16 protein-coding genes and 1 tRNA gene are annotated in these 19570 nt (G+C 72.7%); 8 read left to right on the plus strand and 9 right to left on the minus strand.

The window, feature by feature from the left end; genetic code table 11:
• Positions 1 to 340: 340 nt before the first annotated feature.
• Positions 341 to 1474 (minus strand): hypothetical protein, encoded by a 1134-nt coding sequence (locus ACFVN3_RS16280; RefSeq protein ID WP_378233969.1) that lies wholly within the window; start codon positions 1472 to 1474, stop codon positions 341 to 343.
• A gap of 142 nt (positions 1475 to 1616) precedes the next feature.
• On the opposite strand from ACFVN3_RS16280, the gene ACFVN3_RS16285 reads away from it, so the two are divergent.
• Together ACFVN3_RS16285 and ACFVN3_RS16290 are read left to right on the plus strand one after the other, a co-directional pair.
• Positions 1617 to 2156 (plus strand): peptidylprolyl isomerase, encoded by a 540-nt coding sequence (locus ACFVN3_RS16285; protein ID WP_264028979.1) that lies wholly within the window; start codon positions 1617 to 1619, stop codon positions 2154 to 2156.
• A gap of 197 nt (positions 2157 to 2353) precedes the next feature.
• Positions 2354 to 3076, plus strand: a complete 723-nt coding sequence (locus ACFVN3_RS16290; protein WP_378233970.1) for a rhomboid family intramembrane serine protease — start codon at positions 2354 to 2356, stop codon at positions 3074 to 3076.
• Between the two features lie 129 nt (positions 3077 to 3205).
• Here the strand turns inward: ACFVN3_RS16290 and ACFVN3_RS16295 are convergent, their stop codons facing one another.
• A complete protein-coding gene (locus ACFVN3_RS16295) occupies positions 3206 to 3457 on the minus strand; it encodes a cell division protein CrgA (protein ID WP_047230891.1) in 252 nt (83 codons plus the stop codon).
• 321 nt (positions 3458 to 3778) lie between these two features.
• Between ACFVN3_RS16295 and ACFVN3_RS16300 the strand changes: the two genes are divergently transcribed.
• The 4 genes from ACFVN3_RS16300 to ACFVN3_RS16315 are packed head-to-tail and all read left to right on the plus strand — an operon-like array spanning position 3779 to position 6226.
• Positions 3779 to 4600: a DUF881 domain-containing protein gene (locus tag ACFVN3_RS16300; protein ID WP_378233971.1), complete on the plus strand. Its 822-nt coding sequence runs from the start codon at positions 3779 to 3781 to the stop codon at positions 4598 to 4600.
• Positions 4597 to 5376, plus strand: a complete 780-nt coding sequence (locus ACFVN3_RS16305) for a class E sortase (protein WP_378233972.1) — start codon at positions 4597 to 4599, stop codon at positions 5374 to 5376. The genes ACFVN3_RS16300 and ACFVN3_RS16305 overlap by 4 nt, the downstream gene beginning before the upstream one ends.
• Entirely contained in the window at positions 5376 to 5570 is a 195-nt protein-coding gene (locus ACFVN3_RS16310; RefSeq protein WP_378233973.1) for a hypothetical protein, read from the plus strand. The genes ACFVN3_RS16305 and ACFVN3_RS16310 overlap by 1 nt, the downstream gene beginning before the upstream one ends.
• Positions 5567 to 6226, plus strand: coding sequence for an aminodeoxychorismate/anthranilate synthase component II (locus tag ACFVN3_RS16315; protein ID WP_378233975.1), 660 nt, complete (start codon positions 5567 to 5569; stop codon positions 6224 to 6226). Before ACFVN3_RS16310 ends, ACFVN3_RS16315 begins: the two co-directional genes overlap by 4 nt.
• 150 nt (positions 6227 to 6376) lie before the next feature.
• Here ACFVN3_RS16315 and pknB read toward each other — a convergent pair whose 3' ends face one another.
• The 7 genes from pknB to ACFVN3_RS16350 form a co-directional block, all read right to left on the minus strand.
• Positions 6377 to 8431, minus strand: coding sequence for a Stk1 family PASTA domain-containing Ser/Thr kinase (pknB, locus tag ACFVN3_RS16320; protein WP_378233977.1), 2055 nt, complete (start codon positions 8429 to 8431; stop codon positions 6377 to 6379).
• Between the two features lie 110 nt (positions 8432 to 8541).
• On the minus strand, positions 8542 to 10143 hold the full coding sequence (locus tag ACFVN3_RS16325; RefSeq protein WP_378233978.1) for a protein kinase: 1602 nt from the start codon (positions 10141 to 10143) through the stop codon (positions 8542 to 8544).
• Positions 10140 to 11606 (minus strand): peptidoglycan D,D-transpeptidase FtsI family protein, encoded by a 1467-nt coding sequence (locus ACFVN3_RS16330; RefSeq protein WP_378233979.1) that lies wholly within the window; start codon positions 11604 to 11606, stop codon positions 10140 to 10142. Before ACFVN3_RS16330 ends, ACFVN3_RS16325 begins: the two co-directional genes overlap by 4 nt.
• On the minus strand, positions 11603 to 13258 hold the full coding sequence (locus ACFVN3_RS16335; protein WP_378233981.1) for an FtsW/RodA/SpoVE family cell cycle protein: 1656 nt from the start codon (positions 13256 to 13258) through the stop codon (positions 11603 to 11605). Before ACFVN3_RS16335 ends, ACFVN3_RS16330 begins: the two co-directional genes overlap by 4 nt.
• Complete coding sequence (locus ACFVN3_RS16340; protein WP_378233982.1) at positions 13258 to 14673, minus strand: Stp1/IreP family PP2C-type Ser/Thr phosphatase; 1416 nt, start codon at positions 14671 to 14673, stop codon at positions 13258 to 13260. The genes ACFVN3_RS16335 and ACFVN3_RS16340 overlap by 1 nt, the downstream gene beginning before the upstream one ends.
• A gap of 6 nt (positions 14674 to 14679) precedes the next feature.
• Entirely contained in the window at positions 14680 to 15183 is a 504-nt protein-coding gene (locus tag ACFVN3_RS16345) for an FHA domain-containing protein (protein WP_378233983.1), read from the minus strand.
• A gap of 10 nt (positions 15184 to 15193) precedes the next feature.
• Positions 15194 to 15901, minus strand: coding sequence for a DUF3662 and FHA domain-containing protein (locus ACFVN3_RS16350; protein ID WP_024841610.1), 708 nt, complete (start codon positions 15899 to 15901; stop codon positions 15194 to 15196).
• A gap of 326 nt (positions 15902 to 16227) precedes the next feature.
• Here ACFVN3_RS16350 and ACFVN3_RS16355 point away from each other — a divergent pair.
• Positions 16228 to 16310, plus strand: a tRNA-Leu gene (locus tag ACFVN3_RS16355).
• Positions 16311 to 16733: 423 nt separating this feature from the next.
• Positions 16734 to 19436 carry a polysaccharide lyase family 1 protein gene (locus tag ACFVN3_RS16360; protein ID WP_378233984.1) on the plus strand — a complete coding sequence of 901 codons (2703 nt, stop codon included), beginning with the start codon at positions 16734 to 16736 and terminating at the stop codon, positions 19434 to 19436.
• Positions 19437 to 19570: the final 134 nt, after the last annotated feature.

Raw genomic sequence — 19570 nt, forward strand, 5'->3', positions numbered from 1 at the left:
GATCTGGCTGGACCGGTACAACCTGGAACGACCCCACACCGGCATCGGCGGCCTACGCCCCATCGACCGCGTGAACAACGTCCCGGGTCAGTACACCTAGGAGGAGGGAAGCGCATGTTCGGCGGACGGTGCGCGCTCGCCCGCTTCGAGCTGGTCGGCAGCGACACGAGCCCCCGCGGCGTCGTCGTCCTCACGTATGTCCGCGCGAGGTGAGTCCTCCGGGCGCACGAGCCTCAGGTCGGGACCGGCCTGGCCGGCGCCTCGTCGCCGGGACGACAAAGGGCCCCACCGCGAGGTGGGGCCCTTCGTCGTGGCGTGCTCTCGGCGCTGTCCTGCCAGGTCAGACGTCGTCGGCCTTCTCGGCGGCGTCCTCCGCGGCGGCCTCGGCCGCCTCGCGCGCCTTCTTGCCGGCGTCGCCGAGGTCGTCCTTCGCGTCCGCGGCCGCGTCCTTGGCCGAGGACGCCGTGCCGCGGGCGTTGCTGCGGGCGCGCGAGGTGGCCTTCTTGGCCGCGTCCTTGGCGTCGGAGACGGCGTCGCTGACGCGGTCGGTGACGTCGTCGCGGACCTCGGCGGCCCGCTCGGCGAGCTTGTCGGTCGCCTCGCGGCCCTTCGCGACGGCGACGCCCGCGGCCTCGCCCAGCGACTCGGCGGCGTCCCCGACGGCGTGCCGGGCGTCGCCGACGACGTCGTCGAAGTGCACCTGCTGCTCCTCCTGCTCCCACGGCTCGGCCCAGGGGTCGGTCGTGGGCTGCGCGCGGCGGTAGAGCACGTAGCCGACGCCGGCCGCGGTGACGCCGCCGGCGATCCACCACAGGGTGCGGCCCTTGCCCTTCGAGGCGTCGGCCTCGGCCGCCTTCGCCGCTGCCTTGTCAGCCGCGGCGGCGAGCTTGGCTGCCGCCTTCTCCGCCGCCTTGTCCGCGTGCTTGGAGGCCTTCTTGCCGGCCTTGCCCGCGGCCTTCTGCGCCTGCTTCGCGGCCTCGGCGGCGGCCTTCTGCGCCTCCTTGGCGAGCTTGCGCGCCTTCTTGCCGGTCGCGACCGCCGTGGCCGTGGCCGCGGCGGCGGTCGCCTCGGCCGCGTTGTCGGCCGCGCGCTGGGCGGAGTCGGCGGCGCTGGCGGCAGCGGCGTTGAAGCTCGCGACGATCTTCGGCAGCACGTCGTCGACGAGCTTGTCGTGCGCGGTGTCGATGGCGGGCGCGGCCTTGCCCGCGGCCTTCTCGACGCGGGGCGCGGCGGCCTGGATGCTGTCCTGCCAGGCCTTCTCGACGCGCGGCTGGAGCCACTCGAGGAAGGCCTCGACCTTGGGCGAACCCCACTCCTTGGCCTGCACGGCCGCGTCCTTGGCCTGGTCGGCGAGCTGGGTCGCCGCGCTCTGCGCGGTCGCGGCGGCCTGCGCGGCCTGGTCCTTGAGCTTCTCGGTGTCGATCGACTCGAGCGTGTCCTTGACGGAGTCGCTCGCTGAGCGAGAACGGGTCATGCGTGCTCCCCGGGGTCGTCGTCCGACGGGACGAAAGGGCGGATGCGATGGGCGTTTCCGACCACTCTGCCACCACCGTGCCCGGCCCGCGAGACATCGCGTCGGACGGGTCGCGCGCGGGTCTCGTGGGAGGATGGTGCCCATGTTCGCAACCCTCCACACGACCGCAGGTGACATCCGGATCGAGCTCCTGCCGAACCACGCCCCGAAGACGGTGGCGAACTTCGTCGGGCTCGCCCAGGGCACCACGACGTGGTCCGACCCCCGCACGGGCGCAGAGCGCACCGAGCCCTTCTACGACGGCCTGATCTTCCACCGCGTGATCCAGGACTTCATGATCCAGGGCGGCTGCCCGCTGGGCACCGGGACGGGCGGCCCCGGCTACACGTTCAACGACGAGATCCACCCCGAGCTCCAGTTCGACCGCCCCTACCTCCTGGCGATGGCGAACGCGGGCCTGCGCCGCAACCCGGTCACGGGCGAGGTCGAGGGCACCAACGGGTCGCAGTTCTTCATCTCGACGGTCCCCACCACCTGGCTCAACGGCAAGCACACGATCTTCGGCGAGGTCGCGGACGACGCGTCCCGTGCGGTGGTCGACGCGATCAACACGACGCCGACCCGGCCGGGCGACCGCCCGCAGGAGGACATCGTCATCACGTCGGTCACCATCGAGGACTGACCATCTCGACCACACCTCCCGGGCCCCCCGGCCCGCCCGCGTACGGGACGGCCGGACCGCACGACGGTCCTGCCGTCCCGCCCGTGTGCCCGCGGCACCCGGACCGGGTGTCGTACGTGCGCTGCCAGCGTTGCGGCCGCCCTGCGTGCCCGGAGTGCCAGCGCCCGGCAGCCGTCGGCGTGCAGTGCGTCGACTGCGTGCGCGAGGCCGCTCGGCAGGCGCCGACGCAGCGCACCGCGCTCGGCGGCACGGTGCGCGGTGGCCCTCCGGTCGTGACGTTCACGATCATCGGCCTGTGCGTGGTGAGCTGGATCCTCCAGCTCGTCACCGGCGGCGAGTGGACGCGACTGTGGTGGTTCGCACCGGTCATCGGCGAGGCCGAGCCGTACCGCTTCCTCACGTCGGCGTTCCTGCACTCGACGAGCCCCGTCCACATCCTCTTCAACATGTACGCGCTGTGGGTCACGGGGCCGTTCCTCGAGCAGATGCTCGGCCGCTGGCGCTTCGTCGCGCTCTACCTGCTGTCGGCCATCGGCGGCTCGGTCGGCTACCTCGTCCTCGCCGGCGGCCCGACGTCGGAGGGGTGGTACCAGCCCGTCGTCGGTGCCTCGGGCGCCGTGTTCGGGCTCTTCGGCGCGATCCTGCTCGTGCTGCGCCGGACGGGTCGCAACGCCATGCAGATCGTCGTGCTCATCGGCATCAACTTCGCGATCGGCCTGTTCTTCACCGGCATCGCGTGGCAGGCGCACCTCGGTGGGCTCGTCGTCGGTCTCGTCCTCGGGGCCGCGTACGCGTACGCGCCGAAGGAACGCCGCACCCTGGTGTCCGTGGGCGCGACGGCGGTCGTCGCGGTCGCGCTCGTCGCGGCGGCATGGCTGACGTATGCCTCGGCGGGCCAGGTCGGGCACCTCGTCGGCTGATCCCGGGTGACAGTGCCGGCGAGTTATCCCCAGGGTTACTCACAGGTGTGGAACTACGCCGGTGTCATTCCCACCACGGGTCGCTCGGCACGCCGCGCGCCCCGAGGCGCGCGGCGGCCGTCGGACCGCCTACTTCCAGCGGGTCGTGAGCGCGAAGCCCGCGATGATGAACGCGAAGCCGACGCCGAGGTTCCAGGCGCCCAGCGCCGGGATCGGGAGCTGCGCGGACCCGCTGAGGTAGAACAGCACGATCCACGCCAGCCCGACGAGCATGAGCCCGAGCATCGTGGGCACGAGCCAGCGCGGGTTGCCCGACTCGGGCTTGGGCACGCTCGGCGGACGCTGCGGCTTGGGCTTCTTGCGCGACTTCGACTCGGGCACGAGGGTGGGCTCCTGTCCTGGTGGGGTCCGCTGCCGGCGGCGTCGGGACGCACCGCGGGAGCGGACGCCTGCCGTCGTCGTGCAGGAACCGTGCATGGCTCGGGCGAAGGTCGTCGACGCGCCGCGAGGCTCCGTAGGAGCACGGGTCCGTCACGATCGTGGACGACGTTCGTCGACTAGCGTAGTGGGCGCACACAATAGGCACGGACACCGCGCGCGGGCAACGGCCCTCTGGCGGCGACGACGACACGACAGACGCACGGCAGAGACCCCTCGGAGAGAGGGGCGACGACCTCGTCCGACCAGGAAGGAGACGGTCGCGTGAGCAGCACCGACCCCGCCTCCGCGACGCCGGACGAGACCGCCGAGGCGGTCGCGGCCGGTCCCGCGCCGTCGTCCGCCGCACCGGCCGCGCCGCCGCGCTCACGCAGGGTCCGGTCGGCCGTGACCGTCGCGCTCGTCCTCGCGCTCGCCGGCGTGATGTTCACGGCGAACGCGCGCCTCGCCCGGGGCGACGACTCGCGCCACCCCGAGAACCTCGCGCAGCTCGTCGACCGCGAGTCGGACCGCGTGGCGGAGCTCTCGGCCGAGGTCGACGCGCTCACGGAGGAGATCGCGGGGCTTTCGCAGACCGGCGACGCGCCGGCCGGCGTCGACCCCGACCTCGCGTCGCGCACCGCGGTCGCGGCGGGCACGACGCCGGTCTCGGGTACGGGCCTGTCCGTCTCGCTCGACGACGCGCCCCCGGAGGGCAACTACCCGCCGCAGATCCGCCCGGACGACCTGGTCGTGCACCAGCAGGACATCCAGTCCGTCGTCAACGCCCTGTGGGCCGGCGGCGCGGAGGCGATGACGCTCCAGGGGCAGCGCGTCACCGCGACGTCGGCGTTCCGCTGCGCGGGCAACATCCTCCTGCTGCACGGCCGCGTGTACTCGCCGCCCTACGTCGTGGAGGCCGTGGGTGACCCCGACGCGCTGCGCGACGCCCTGGAGCGCTCGCCCGGCGTGCAGGTCTACCAGGAGTACGTCGACGCCGTGAACCTGGGTTGGTCCGTCGAGGACAAGTCGAACCTCGAGCTCCCCGGCTACGAGGGCGCGCTCGAGCTCCGCTACGCGCGACCCTCCGACGCGGTGGCGTCGTGACGGCCACCGCCCCCGCGCCGGTGCGGCACGCGGGCCGCCGCGCCTCGGGGCGCGGCGCGGTCTCGACGGTCGTCGGCATCGTCGGGGAGCTGCTCATCACGCTCGGGATCCTCCTGGGGCTGTACGTCGTCTGGCAGCTCTGGTGGACGGACGTGCAGGCGGACCGCGTGCAGGCGCAGGTCCTGGAGGAGATGGACGCGCCCACGCCGGACGCCGCGGACGTCGCGACGGCCGTGCGCCGGGACGAGCCGCCGGTCATGGAGGCGCCCGCCCTCGGCGAGGTGTGGGGCACGCTCTACGTGCCGCGCTGGGACGGCAAGATGATGCCGATCGCCGAGGGGACGGACAAGCGCTCGATCCTCGACCAGGGCCAGGCGGGGCACTACCCGGAGACCGTCATGCCGGGCGACGTCGGCAACTTCTCGCTCGCGGGGCACCGGCAGACGTACGGCAAGATCTTCCACGACGTGGAGGAGCTCGAGATCGGCGACCCGATCGTCGTGGAGGCGGGCGGGGTCTGGTACGTGTACCGCGTGGACCACATGCAGGCCGTGAAGCCCGACCAGGTGGAGGCCGTGGCGCCCGTGCCGTGGCAGCCCGGCGTCGAGCCGACGGAGCGGTACCTCACCCTGACGACGTGCCACCCGATCGGGCTGAACTCGCTCGTGGCGCGGTTCATCGTCAACGCGAAGCTGGACTACTGGATGCCCGTCGAGGACGGCACGCCGCCCGACCTGGTCGGCCAGGCGGCACCTGCGGCCGAAGGGAGCGCGTGATGTACGGGGCGCTGTGGCGCGTGCTGCCCGGGCCCGCGTGGGTCCGGGTGGTGATCCTGCTCGTCCTCGCGGCTGCCGTCGTGCTCGCGTGCTTCGAGTGGCTGTTCCCGATCGTGTCCGAGTACATGCCGTTCAACGACCCCAACATCCAGACCGACGCCGCCGGCGCAGTGTCCGTGGAGGCCCCGCGATGACCCACCAGACCCGCATCCTCGTCGTGGACAACTACGACTCGTTCGTCTACACGATCGTCGGCTACCTCGACCAGCTCGGCGCCCAGACCGTCGTCGTGCGCAACGACGCCGTGCCCGAGCCCGACGCCGAGGGGCGGTTCCACGACGCCGACGGGACCGTGTTCGACGGCGTGCTCGTCTCCCCCGGGCCGGGGACGCCGAAGGAGGCAGGGCAGAGCGAGCAGGTCATCCGCGCGTGCGCCTCCTCGCGCACCCCGATGCTCGGTGTGTGCCTCGGTCACCAGGCGCTCGCCGAGGTGTACGGCGCGACGGTCACGCACGCGCCGGAGCTCATGCACGGCAAGACGAGCCTCGTCGAGCACGAGGGCGAGGGTGTCCTCGCCGGGCTCCCCGCCCCGTTCACCGCGACGCGCTACCACTCGCTCGCCGTCGTGAGCGACACGGTGCCCGCCGAGCTCGAGGTGACCGCGTCGACCTCCGGCGGCGTCATCATGGGGCTCCAGCACAAGGACCTGCCCCTGCACGGCGTCCAGTTCCACCCCGAGTCCGTGCTCACCGAGGGCGGCCACCGCCTGCTCGCGAACTGGCTCGAGGCCTGCGGCCTCGTCGGCGCCGTCGAGCGCTCGGCGGGTATGGCGCCGCTCGTCCGGCAGTAGCCCGGCCAGCTCCGGCGACTCCGTCCGGGCGCAGGGATCGTCGCCCTGTCTCGACCGGCGCAGACGCCGCCACTGCCCAGCACGACGAACGGGCCCCCACCTCGCGAGGTGGGGGCCCGTTCGTCAGCGTTCTCCGGGCGCGGCGATCGATCAGCCGTCGCCGTTGCCCCCGCCCCCGCCCGGTCCGCCGCCGCCACCGTTGTCGCCGCCGGTCGACGGGCCGGGACCGGTCGAGACGATGAGCGACACCTCCGTGCCGACCTCGACCTCGGTGCCGCCCCCGGGGTCGGAGCCGATGACGACCCCGGCCGGCCACTGGTCGGACTCCTGGTTCTGCTGCGTCCCGGGGTTGAGCCCCGCACCTCCGAGCGCGTCCTGCGCCTGGTCCAGGGTCATGCCGACGAGGTTGTTCGGGACGTTCGTGGTCTCCGCTGCACGCGGGATCGCGACGTCGATGGTCACCTCCGAGCCCTGCGGCACGCTGCCGGCGTTGGGCCGCTGCGCGACGACCTGGCCCTCGGGCTCGTCGGACTCCACCTCGTTGACGACCGGCTTGAGGCCGAGGTCGGAGATGGTCTGCTCCGCCGCCTGGCGCTGGTTCCCCACGAGCTCGGGGAGGGCGACGAGACCAGACGAGACGTACAGCGTGACGGTCGAGCCGCCGGCGACGGACTGACCGGCCGCGGGATCGGTGCGCGTCGCCGCGTCCTTCGGGACGTCCTTCGAGTCCTCGGAGCCGCCGGACGTGACCTGCAGCCCCTGCGCCTCGAGGATCTGGCGCGCCTCGTCCTGGGACTTGCCCTTGACGTCCTGGATCACGACCGCGTCGGGACCGGCGGAGAAGAAGGCCGTGACGGTCGAGCCGAGGTCGGCCTCGGTGCCGCCCGCGGGATCGGTCTTCGTGAACGTCCCCTCGGCCTCGGTCGACTCCTGGTCGATCGCCTGGGCGTACTCGAAGCCGGCGTCGGAGATCGTCTTCTCGGCCTCCTCGGGCGTGACGCCCGCGGACAGGGTCGGGACCGTGGCGGTCGTCGGTTCCTCCTCGCCCTGGCTGTTGATGACGAGCATCGTGATGATCGCGGCGAGGGCGAGCACGCCGATCGCGATGAGGGTCCACATGAGGCCCTTGCGGCTCTTGGGCTCCTCCTCGTCCTCCCCCGGGACCTCGTCGCCGGGCGGGACGGCCGGGGCCACGCTCGTCGCCCACGGGTTCGGGGCGGCGGCCGTGGGGGCCATCACCTGCGTGGCGGACTCCACCATCGTGGGCTGGAGGTCGGCGGCCGCGGCGGCGGCACCGAGGCCGGCCGCGGCGGCGGCGACCCCGAGCGCGGGGGCCGTGATCGCCCCGCCGCGCACGGCGTTCTCCAGGTCGGCGCGGAACTCCGCGGCGTTCGAGTAGCGGGCCGTGCGGTCCTTGGCGAGCGCCTTGAGCGTGATGCGGTCGAGCACCTCGGGCACGTCCGGCGCGACCGCGCTCGGCGTCGCCGGGGCCTCGCGCACGTGCTGGTAGGCCACCGCGACGGGCGAGTCGCCGATGAACGGCGGCCGGCCCGTGAGCAGCTCGTAGAGCAGGCAGCCGGTGGAGTACAGGTCGGAGCGCGCGTCGACCGTCTCGCCGCGTGCCTGCTCCGGCGAGAGGTACTGGGCGGTGCCGATGACGGCCTGCGTCTGCGTCATCGTCGCGGCGGAGTCCGCCATGGCGCGGGCGATGCCGAAGTCCATGACCTTGACGGCGCCCGTGGGCGTGATCATGACGTTCGCGGGCTTGATGTCGCGGTGCACGATGCCGGCGTGGTGCGAGTACTCGAGCGCCGCGAGCACGCCCGCCGTGATCTCGACCGCCTCGTCGATGGGGACGGCCTGGCCGTCGCGGAGGATGTCGCGGACGGTGTGGCCCTCGACGTACTCCATGACGATGAACGGGACGTGCACCGAGTTGCCCGTGGCGTCCGCGTGGACGTCCTCGCCCGTGTCGTAGACCGCGACGATGGCGGGGTGGTTGAGGGACGCCGCCGCCTGGGCCTCGCGGCGGAAGCGCGCGAGGAAGGTGGGGTCGCGGGCGAGGTCGGACCGCAGGATCTTGATCGCGACGGTGCGACCGAGGCGGTTGTCGTGCCCGATGTGCACCTCGGCCATGCCACCACGGCCGATGAGCTCACCGACCTGGTAGCGCCCGGCAAGCACTCGGGGAGCGTTGTCCACCACTCATTCGTCCTTCGGAGTCGTCGGAGCCGCGGGCGCGTCCGCACGCGGCACATCTGGCGCAATCATCCCACTGGAGGGCGTCCGGGAAAGCCGGGAACACAACGATGTCGTCACGATGTCACCCGTCCGGAGGGAGTCGCGGAGTCTGGGACGGAGGCGTCGGTGACCGTCTCGACGACGGTCGCGGGAGCCGCGTCCGCATCGCCCCCGTCCCGGTCGCCCAGGGACGCGATCGTCGCGACGACCAGCACGAGGAGCAGGCCCAGCAGGGCCACCAGGGGCCACGTGAGGCCGTTCGGCAGCCCGCCGAGGCGCCGCCCTGTCGTCGTGGACGTGCGGCGGCCGGCGGACGACCGCGACGGGGCCGTCTGGGACTGCCGTCGGGCCTCGGCCCGCGTGGCCGGCGCCGCCGACGGGGTGCTCGTGGTCGAGCCGGCGCCCGGCCGTGCGCCGCCGCGAGCGGGCTGCGGGCGTCGGGACGAGCGGGTGCCGCCGTGCATCTCGCGGCGCGGCGGGTAGGCCCGGGGACCGGCCGGGTCCTCGCCCGCCGGCGCGGGGACCGGGCGCTCCCACGGCAGGGCGGGTCCCGGGGCGGGCGGCGTGTCGGACGGCGGAGCGGCCGTCCGACCGGCGCGCTCGGCACCGTCTCCGACGGAGGGCCCGTCGGCGGGCTCCGCGGCGTGGGCACCGGGTCGCGGCTCGGGAGCGACCCAGGGCGTCGCCGGGTCCACGGGGTGCGGGTCGCGCACGGCGGCCGGGATGACGAGCGGCGTGATGACGGGAGCGGGGTCCGGCTCGGGCGCCGGAGGGGCGTCGTCCGCCGTCGCGCGCGCGCGACGGCCGCGCCGGGTGTTGGCGGCCGCGCCGGCGCGGGCGGACCACGGGTCGGCTGCGAGGCGCTCCTGGATCTCCTCGAAGACCCGCGCGAGGGCGTCGGCCGGGTGCGGCCGCGCCAGCGGGTCCTTGGCGAGCATGATCATGACGAGCTCGGAGAGCTCCGGGTCGACCGACGACGGGAGCGGCGGCACGGGCTCGTTGACGTGCGCGACCGCGATGTCGACCGGGGTGGACCCGGTGAACGGCCGGTTCCCGATGATCGACTCGTACGCGACGATGCCCAGCGCGTAGATGTCCGACGCCCCCGTGGCCGCCTGCCCGACGGCCTGCTCGGGCGACAGGTACTGGGCGGTGCCCATCACCATGCCGGTCGCGGTCATCGGGACCTGGTTGGCCGCGAGCGAGACGCCGAAGTCGGTGATCTTCACCGTGCCCGAGCGGTCGATGAGGATGTTGCCCGGCTTGACGTCGCGGTGCACGACGCCGGACAGGTGCGCCGCGTGGAGGGCGCGCGCCGTCTGGGCGAGGATCGGCAGGAGCCGGGCGGGCGGGAGCACGGGCTCGCGCTCCAGCAGGTCCGCCATGGGCTCGCCCACGACGAGCTCCATGACGAGGTACCCGGAGCCGTTGGTCTCGCCGTAGTCGTACATCTGGGCGATGTTGGGGTGCGAGAGCGCGGCGCTGTTGCGGGCCTCGGTCCGCAGCCGGTTGAGGAAGTCCTCGTTGCCCGCGTACTCGGTCCGCAGGACCTTGACGGCCACCTCGCGCCCGAGCGCGTCGTCGGCCGCGACCCACACCTCGCCCATGCCACCGACGGCGATGCGCCGCACCAGGCGGTAGCGGTTGCCGAGCGTCAGCCCCCTCACGGGCTTCATCCGTTCAACACCGCCTCCATGACGGCGCGCGCGATCGGCGCGGCGATCGCGCCGCCGGTCGCCTCGTTGCCCAGCGAGCCGCCGTTCTCGACGATGACCGCGACCGCGACCTGCGGGTCGTCGGCGGGCGCGAAGCTCGTGAACCAGGCGTGCGGGGCGGCCTCGCCACCGGTCTCGGCGGTGCCGGTCTTGCCCGCGACCTGCACGCCCGGGATCTGCGCCGCCTTCCCGGAGCCGTTCTCGACGACCCCGAGCATCATCTGCGTGAGCTGGTCGGCCGTCGACGGCGACACCGACGTCCGCAGGCGGCGCGGCTCGGACTGGCGGACGACGTCGAGGTCGGGGTTGCGGATCGTCTCGACCGTGTACGGGGCCATCTGCACGCCGTCGTTCGCGATCGCGGCGGCGACCATCGCCATCTGGAGCGGCGTGACCTTGACCTCGCCCTGCCCGATGCCCGCACGCGCGATGCCCGCCGGGTCGGCGCCCGGGGTGCCCTCCGCGGGGAACTGGCTGGGCGTGACGTCCATCGGGATCTCGAGCGGCGCGTCGAAGCCGAAGTCCTCGGCCTGGTCCCGCATCGCGTCCTCCCCGAGCGTCATGGCCAGGTCGCCGAACGCGGTGTTGCAGGAGATGCGCAGCGCGTCCGCGAGGGTCATCTCGCCCGTGGGCGAGCAGCGGGTGCCGCCGAAGTTCTTCATCGTCTGCGTCGACTGCGGGTACGGGAGCTCGTCCGGGGCCGGGATCACGGTCTCGGACGTGTACTGCCCGCTCTCGAGCGCCGCGGCGGACGTGACGATCTTGAACGTCGAGCCCGGCGGGTACGTGTTGCCGCGGATCGCCCGGTTCGACATCGGGTTGCCGTCGGCGTTGAGCAGCTCCTGGTAGCGCTCGCGCGCGAGGGCGGTGTCGTGCGTCGCGAGCTCGTTGGGGTCGTAGCTCGGCTTGGACACGAGCGCGAGGACGCGGCCGGTCTTCGGCTCGATCGCGACGACGGCGCCGCGCTGGTCGCCCAGGGCGTCCCAGGCGGCCTGCTGCGCCGCGGGGTCGATCGTCAGCTCGACGGACGCACCCTGGGGCTGCTTGCCGGTGAACAGCGCGCTGAGGCGGTCGAGCCACAGCGAGCTCGCCTCGCCGTTGAGGTAGTCGTTCTCCTTGTCCTCGATCTCCGTGCGCCCGTTGGTGAGCGAGAGGAAACCGGAGACCGGCGCGTAGAGCGGGCCGTTGGAGTACTGCCGCTGGAAGCCGAACGCGTCGTCCACCGGGGTCGAGGACGCGATCGCGTCGCCCGCGACGACGATCGGACCGCGGAACTTGTTGTACTCGCGGTAGATCGTGCGGGCGTTGCGCGAGTCGTTGTTGAGCGAGTCCGCCTGGACGAACTGGATGTACGTCGTCGACACCATGAGCGCGAGGAACATGACGAGGACGACCGTCGCGACGCGACGCAGGGGGACGTTCACCGGGCTCCTCCCCAGGGGTCGGTCTCGGGGTGGGTGCCGTCGGGACCGGGGCGTCGCACGACCTCCGTGCGGAGCTCGTCGGGGTGGTCCGAGAGCTCCCCCGTCTGCCCGACGGCGGGCTGCACACCCGTCGTCGCGCGCGTCGGACCTGTGGCGGGTCCCGTCAATGGCCCTGCGGCGGGCGCGCCGACCGTGGTGGGCGCGTCGTCGGGCCGGGCGCCGACGGCGGGGGCCCCGCTGCCCACGACCTCGACCGGGTCGGAGTCGGGGCGCGTGCGCGCCCCGCCGGGGGCCACCTGCCCGCGCACGGGCAGGGACGAGGGCCGCCGCGCGTCGTCGGAGATGCGCAGCAGCAGGCCCACGACCAGCCAGTTCGCGAGGAGCGACGACCCGCCCTGGGCGACGAACGGCATCGTGAGGCCCGTGAGCGGGATGATGCGTGTGATCCCGCCGACGACGACGAAGAGCTGCCACGCCATGACGAACGCGAGGCCGCCCGCGAGGAGCTTGCCGAACCCGTCACGGACCCCGATCGCGGTGCGCAGGCCGCGCTCCACGAGGATGAGGTAGGCGAGCAGGATGCCGATGAGGCCGGTGAGGCCGAGCTCCTCGCCGAGCGAGGCGTAGATGAAGTCGGAGAACGCGTACGGGACCGTGCGCGGGTAGCCCGCGCCCCAGCCCGTGCCGAACAGGCCGCCGTTGCCCAGGGAGAACAGGCCGCCCACGAGCTGGCCCGAGCCGCCGGGGCTGCGGCCGAAGATCTCGGGGTCGAACGGGTGGAGCCACACGTCGACGCGCGCCTGGACGTGCCCGAACGTCGACGCGGCGAGCACCGCGCCGACGGCGATGAGCAGCAGACCGATGACGACCCAGCTCACGCGCTCGGTCGCGATGTAGAGCATCGCGACGAACAGGCCGAAGAAGAGGAGCGACGTGCCGAGGTCGCGCTCGAACACGAGGATCGCGAGCGAGACCAGCCAGACGATGATGATCGGCCCGAGGTCGCGCAGGCGCGGGAGCTGGAGCCCGAGCACCTTGGGCCCCGCGAGCGCGAGCGTGTCGCGGTTCGTCACGAGGTAGCCGGCGAAGAAGATCGCGAACGCGATCTTCGCGAACTCCGCGGGCTGGAGCGAGAAGCCGAAGACGTTGATCCAGATCTGCGCGCCGTTGATGCGCGTGCCCAGGCCCGGGACGAGCGGCAGCGCGACGAGCACGATGCCCGCGATCATCGCGGTGTAGGTGTAGCGCCGCAGGGTCCGGTGGTCGCGCAGGAACCAGATCACGGCGAACGCGCAGAGGATGCCGAGCGCGGTCCACTGGAGCTGGCGCGGCGCGAGGTCCTGCGTGCCGCCCGTGACCTGCGAGCCGAGGTCGAGGCGGAAGATCATGGCGAGGCCGATGCCGTTGAGCGCGACCGCGATCGGCAGGATCACCGGGTCCGCGTACGGCGCCTTGAAGCGCAGCAGCAGGTGCGCGGCGCCCGCGAGCACCACGGTGCCGATGCTGTACACGTAGAAGCGGCCCGGGAGCTCGCCCGTGAGCTGGAGGCCCACGAGCGCGTAGGCCCCGATGCCCAGCGCGAGCGCGAGGACGAGCAGACCGAGCTCCGCGCCCCGGCCAGGGCGCACCTCGGTGGTCTCCACCGTGGCCATCAGGCCCCCGAGCCGGCGCCGTCGGTGGGTGCCGGGGTCACGTCGGGCGCCCCGGCCTCCGGGGTCTCGGCGGCACCTTCGGTGGGCGCCTCCGTGGTGTCGTCGGTCGCGGGCGCGTCGGTGGACTCGTCCGCGGCCTCGGCGACGAGGCGCTCCGCGCGCGCACGGGCGTCCTCGAGCGACTCCGCGGGGATCGTCGTCTCGAGGCGGTCGACGACGTAGCCCGGCAGGTCCGCGACGCGCGTCCCGGTGAGCTCGATCGGCGTCGACAGCGTCACCGGGCCCGCGTTCTCCGGGATGCCCCGGAACACGGCCACCTGACCGTCGGCGACCCCGACGTAGTACTGCGTCTGCGTCCAGCGGTAGCCCGCCCACCCGGCCACGCCCAGGCCGGCGACGACGAGGAGGATCGCGACGACGGTGATCCAGCGGCGCGGCGCGCGGCCCGGTCGCACGTCGTCGTCGCCGTCCTCCGCGACGTCGCCCGGGGTCGCCCCGCCCTCCGCGGGCTCGGGTGCGCCGTCCGTGGCGGGCTCCTCGGTCGCGGCGGGGGCGTTCGCGCTGGCCATGAGGGCTGCCGCCCGCGCGGCGGGGCCGTCCGCGGCCGACGTCGGGGCGTCGCGGTCGATCGCCGCGGACCCGACGATCTGCGCCCCGGTGCCGGGCGCCGTGCCGTCGGGCAGGACGTCGAGGTCGACGATGTCCGCGACCACGACCGTCACGTTGTCCGTGCTGCCGGCGCGCAGCGCGAGCTGGAGCAGGTGGTCGGCGCACGCGTCGACGTCGGGGGTGTCGGTGAGCGTCTGGGCGATCGTCTCCGGGCTGACGAAGCCCGAGAGGCCGTCGGAGCACAGGAGCCAGCGGTCCCCCGGCTTCGCCTCCCGCACCGACATGTCCGGCGTGAGGTCGATGTCGAAGTCGCCGAGCACGCGCATGACGACGTTGCGCTGCGGGTGCGTCTCCGCCTCGTCGGGCGAGATGCGGCCCGTGTCCACGAGGTGCTGCACGAACGTGTGGTCGGTCGTGACCTGGGTGAGCTCGCCGTCGCGCAGCAGGTACGCGCGCGAGTCGCCGAGGTGCGCCATCGCGAGCTTGTTGCCCGCCCGCAGGATCGCGGTGACGGTCGTGCCCATCCCCACCAGCTCGGGGTCGGTCACGCTGCGGTCCACGAGGTCCTGGCGCGCGTGGTCGATCGAGCGCTCGAGCTCGGCGAGCGCGTCGTCCGGCCCGTGCGACTCGCCGTCGAGCGGTGCGAGCGCCGCGATGGCGATCGACGACGCGACGTCTCCACCGGCGTGGCCGCCCATGCCGTCGGCGACGACGAGCAGGTGCGGCCCGGCGTAGCCGGAGTCCTGGTTGTTCGAGCGCACGAGCCCGACGTCGGAGCGCGCGGCGTAGCGCAGGGCGATGTTCACTGCGGGCTACCTCTGCAGCTCGACGACGGACTGACCGATCCGCACCCGCGTGCCGGGACCCAGCGGCGTCACCTGGCCGATGCGCTGGTCCTCGACGTAGGTGCCGTTGGTGGAGCCGAGGTCCTCGACGAACCAGGACCCGTGCTGCGGGAAGATGCGCGCGTGGCGCGACGAGGAGTAGTCGTCGTCGAGCACGAGCGTGCAGCTCGGTGCCCTGCCGATGAGGATCGACGACGTCGTGAGGGGGATCGTCGTGCCCGTCAGCGGGCCGGCGGTGACGACGAGCCGGGACGGTCCCACCGGCGCGGCGGGGCGCGCGGGCTCCGCCGCCGCGGCAGGCGTGGGGCCCGACGTCGGGCGCGCGGGCTGTGCGGCGCCCTTGCGGCCCCGGCGTGGCGTGATCTTGGTGCCGTACAGGTCCCGACGCAGCACCCCGATCGCGGAGAGCACGAACACCCAGAGCAGCACCAGGTAGCCCAGCCGCAGCAGGGTGAACGTGAGGTCGGTCATGCGGGCCGGATCACCACTCCTCGTTGTCGGACGCGCCGGTCCAGAACATGATGCGGGTACGGCCGATCGTCAGGGAGTTGCCGTCCAGCAGCGTCGCGGCCGGCACCTGGTGGCCCTCGACGAACAGGCCGTTGGTCGAGCCGAGGTCCGTCGCGATGACACCCTCGGGCGTCACGCGGATCTCCAGGTGACGGCGAGAGACGCCCGGGTCGTCGACGACGATGTCGGCCTCCGAGCCGCGGCCGATGACCGTGACCGGGCCCGTGAGCAGGTAGCGCTGCCCGTCGATGTCGACGAGCGGGTGCCGCGTGCTCGGGGACGCGGACGTCGCGGGCGCCACGTTGCCGCGCACGCTGGCCGAGCGGAGCTGGAAGCGGCCGACGTCGAGCGCGTCGTTCTGCTCGAAGCTCACGCTCACCGGGCCGACGAAGGCGTAGTGCTGCGACGCCGCGTACTGCGTGACGTTCGACGCCAGCTCGTCGGCGAGCGTCTCCGCGCCCCACCCCTCGACCTGGCCGAAGTCGTCCACCGACAGCTCGATGGTGAACTCGTTGGGCACGACCGTGCGCTCGCGGTCCACGACGGCGGCGCGGTCGTCGACCTCGCGCCGCAGCGCGCTCGCGAGCTCGACGGGCTTGACCTCGCTGCGTCCGACCTTGGCGAACGCGTTGTTCACCACGCGCTCGACGCCCTTCTCGAAGCGGTCCAGGACTCCCATGCCACCTCCTCCCTCGTGCTCGCTCGTGCTGCGGCTCGTGCCGCGGTCCTCGTCTGCGCCTCCCCGGACGTGCTCCCGGCGGCCCCTGGTGCACACCTGCGTCCCGGGCAGACTACCTAGATCGTATCGATCACGTCTGCGACGGAGGCCCGATTCGTCGCACGATCTCCGGACGGATGTGGCGCGTTCGGGGCGGAGCGTGTGAACGTCGGGCGCGCAGCCGTCGGGGCGCCTCGTCGGTGCGCGACGACCGGCACGTGGCGGCCGTCACCTCCGGCCGCGCGGTTCCAGGCGTCGTCGTGCATCGTGCTAGTCTTCTGCGGCACGCGCGAGTGGCGGAATGGCAGACGCGCTGGCTTCAGGTGCCAGTGTCCGAAAGGGCGTGGGGGTTCAAGTCCCCCCTCGCGCACGTGGCGAGGGCTTCGACTTCTCAGTCGGAAGACCCGCGGAAGAGTCCCGGTCAGGTGATCCTGACCGGGACTTCTTGCATCCCGGGACCCCGACCCCCTCTCCCTGCGCCGGGAGCGTAGAGCACTCCCCCACCATCGGGGTAATGGGGGTCAAGCATCGGTCAAAATCTCCCGCTTGCGCGATGGGAAACCGGTATCCTACGATCGGGAAACCGGTTACCCAGATCTCGACCCCCTCCGAGCGCCTCGACGAGCTCTTCCGAGGCGGGCTGCCCGACGTCGTCGTCGGCCGCCGCGCAGGCGCACGACCCAGCGCCGTGCACCAGGACGAGGTCGTCGCGTCGACCGATGCGAGCGCGGACCTGGAGCCGTGAGTCACCACGCACTGCCCCCAGTTCGATGACGAAAGGTGAGGCACCACGATGAGACGACCCGTCGCACGACGACTGCTCGCGGCCACCGCCGCGACGGCCCTGGCGGCCACGATGGGCGTGACGGCCCTGTCCACGATCGCGAACGCGGCCGTGACGGGCAGCCCGACCGGCTACGCGACCCAGAACGGCGGCACGACCGGCGGTGCAGGCGGCCAGACCGTCCGCGCCACGACCGGTACCCAGATCCACGCGGCCCTGTGCAACAGGGCCAGCGACGACACCCCGATCGTCATCGAGGTCGAGGGCACCATCAACCACGGCAACACGGCCAAGGTCTCGGGCGACAGCTGCAACACGGCGGCCGGCGTGATCGAGCTCAAGCAGATCAGCAACGTGACGATCGTCGGCGTCGGCAACGGCGCGACGTTCGACCAGCTGGGCATCCACATCCGTGAGGCCAGCAACATCATCATCCAGAACGTCACCGTGAAGAACGTCAAGAAGTCCGGCTCGCCCACGTCGAACGGCGGCGACGCGATCGGCATGGAGAGCGGCGTCCGCAACGTGTGGGTGGACCACGTGACGCTCGAGGCGTCGGGCGGGGAGTCCGAGGGCTACGACGGGCTCTTCGACATGAAGGCGGGCGTCCAGTACGTGACGCTGTCGTACAGCATCCTGCGCAACTCCGGCCGCGGCGGCCTCATCGGCTCGAGCGAGAGCGACACGTCCAACGGCTTCGTGACGTTCCACCACAACAAGTACGAGAACCTCGACTCGCGCACACCGCTGCTGCGCGGCGGCATCGCCCACATCTACAACAACCACTACGTGAAGCTCAACGAGTCCGGGATCAACTCGCGGGCCGGGGCGAAGGCGAAGGTCGAGAACAACTACTTCGAGGACTCCAAGGACGTCCTCGGCACGTTCTACACCGACCAGAAGGGCACCTGGCAGGTCGCGGGGAACGTCCTCGACAACGTCACGTGGTCGAGCCCGAGCGGTGACATCCAGCCGGCCGGCCCGAACCTGACCTCCACGACGTCGGTCAGCATCCCCTACTCCTACACGCTCGACGGCGCGAGCTGCGTGCCGAACCTCGTGAACCAGACCGCGGGCGCGAACAAGGGCCTCAAGGTCTCGGACGGCTCGTGCACGCCGCAGACGCCGGACCCCGACCCCACCGACCCGACGGACCCGACCGACCCGACGGACCCGGGTCCCGTCGACCCGACGGACCCGCCGGAGCCGACGGCGGAGACGATCTACGTCGCGCCGAACGGCAGCGCGAGCGCGGCCGGCACGCTGTCGGCGCCGACGACGCTCCCCGTCGCGATCGAGCGCGTCGCCTCGGGCGGCGAGATCTTCCTGCGTGGCGGCACGTACAACCTGTCGTCGACCGTCACGATCCAGCCGGGCAACGACGGGACGTCGGGCGACCGCACGCTGCTGTCGGCGTACCCCGGTGAGCGGCCGGTGCTGAACTTCTCGGCGCAGGCGGAGGACCCGGCGAACCGCGGTCTCGCGATCGGCGGCGACTGGTGGCATTTCTACGGCATCGTGGTCGAGCACGCGGGCGACAACGGCATCCTGCTCGGCGGCAGCAACAACGTCATCGAGCGCGTCGTGACCCGCTACAACCACGACACCGGCCTCCAGCTCTCCCGTCTCGTGGCAGGCGCCCCGGCGAGCGAGTGGCCGTCGAACAACCTCGTCGTCAGCAGCGAGTCGCACGACAACGCGGACTCCGACGGCGAGGACGCGGACGGCTTCGCCGCCAAGCTCACGTCGGGCCCGGGGAACGTGTTCCGGAACACCGTGGCGCACCACAACATCGACGACGGCTGGGACCTGTACACGAAGTCCGACACCGGCCCCATCGGTGCCGTGACGATCGAGAGCTCGCTCGCCTACGAGAACGGCACGCTCTCCGACGGGGGCCAGGCCGGAGCGGGCGACCGCAACGGGTACAAGCTCGGAGGCGAGGACATCAAGGTCGACCACGTCGTGCGCAACTCGTTCGCCGTGGACAACGGCAAGCACGGGTTCACGTACAACTCGAACCCGGGCTCGATCACGGTCAGCGGCAACGTCGCGGTCGGGAACGAGGAGCGCAACTTCAGCTTCGACGCCGGGACCCACCGCTTCAGCGGCAACGTGTCCTGCGACTCCGGGGCGAACGACAAGACGGTCGGCACGGACGCGGGCGGCAACTCGTTCTGGTCCGGCTCGAACGGGTCGGCGTGCTCCGCCTACGACGGCGAGCTCGGCTGGTCGTTCGCGGCGGACGGCTCGCTCCGGGTCACCTTCGGCGGCGAGCCGACGAACCCGACCGATCCCACCGATCCCACCGATCCCACCGATCCCACCGATCCGACCGACCCGCCGTCGGGCACCAACCTCAGCATCGGTGCCGGCGCGGACGGCTCGAGCAAGGCCAGCGGGACGAGCTACGGCAACGCGATCGACGGCAGCACCGCGACCTGGTGGTCGCCCAGCGGCTCGACCGGGACCATCTCCGTCAAGTGGGGCACCGCGACGACCGTGGGCCGGGTCGTCGTCAAGGAGGCCGCGGGCGGCGGCACCATCGGGACGTGGCGCCTCGTAAACAACGACACGGGCGCCGTCCTCAAGACGGGCAGCGGTGCGGGGACGATCACGTTCACCGCGACGTCGCTCAAGAAGATCAACCTCGAGATCACGGGCGCGTCGGGCACTCCCCGCGTCGCCGAGCTCGAGACCTACGCCGGGTAGCCCGACCCTCCTCCGGGAGACCCGTGCACGACCCCGGGCGGGACCACGTGGTCCCGCCCGGGCTCGACGACGGCCCCGCCGCGCCGTCCGCGGCGGGGCCGTCCTTCCCGTCGGTCTGCTGCCGGGCCGTCTCG

Source organism: Cellulosimicrobium sp. NPDC057862, assembly GCF_042797035.1.
Taxonomy (GTDB): domain Bacteria; phylum Actinomycetota; class Actinomycetes; order Actinomycetales; family Cellulomonadaceae; genus Cellulosimicrobium.